Raw genomic sequence first — 715 nt, forward strand, 5'->3', positions numbered from 1 at the left:
TGCACCACCAGCTCGACCTCGTCGACGTGTACCCCGCGCGCGGCGATGTCGGTAGCGACCAGCACCCGGGCCTGGCCGGTGGTGAACGCGGCCAGGTTGCGTTCGCGGGCCGGCTGCGACAGGTTGCCGTGCAGATCCACCGACGGCACCCCGGATTCGGTCAGTTGCCGGGCCAGCTTGCGGGCCTGATGTTTGGTGCGCAGGAACAGGATTCGGCGACCGCTGCCCGACGCCAGCCGGTGCACCAGGTCCTTTTTGTGCTGCGCGTCCGCGACGTGGAACACGTGGTGGGTCATCGCCGGCGGCGGCGCGTCGACCTCGTCGACCGAGTGCAACACCGGGTTGTGCAGGAACCGCCGCACCAGTTTGTCCACCCCGTTGTCCAGGGTCGCCGAGAACAGCAGCCGCTGCCCCCCGGCCGGGGTCGCCGCCAGGATGCGGGTCACCCCGGGCAGAAACCCGAGATCGGCCATGTGGTCGGCTTCGTCGAGCACCGCGATCTGCACCGCGTCCAGGCTGATCAGGCGTTGTTTCATCAGGTCCTCGAGACGCCCGGGGCAGGCCACCACCAGGTCGACGCCCGCCTTGAGCGCGGCCACCTGCCGGGTCTGCGACACCCCGCCGAAGATCGTGGTGACCGGCAACCCGCGGGCGCGGTCTCTTTTACCCACCTGGCGCTGTGGGCGGCGGGGTGGGGGGGGGGGGTGGGGGGGTG

1 protein-coding gene is annotated in these 715 nt (G+C 70.9%); it reads right to left on the reverse strand.

All coding sequences use genetic code 11. The features are described 5' to 3' along the window. Positions 1 to 715 (reverse strand): DEAD/DEAH box helicase (locus BKN37_RS27395; protein ID WP_131823738.1); only part of this gene is annotated, 715 nt, incomplete at both ends.

This window comes from Mycobacterium talmoniae (assembly GCF_001854525.1).
GTDB lineage: Bacteria > Actinomycetota > Actinomycetes > Mycobacteriales > Mycobacteriaceae > Mycobacterium > Mycobacterium talmoniae.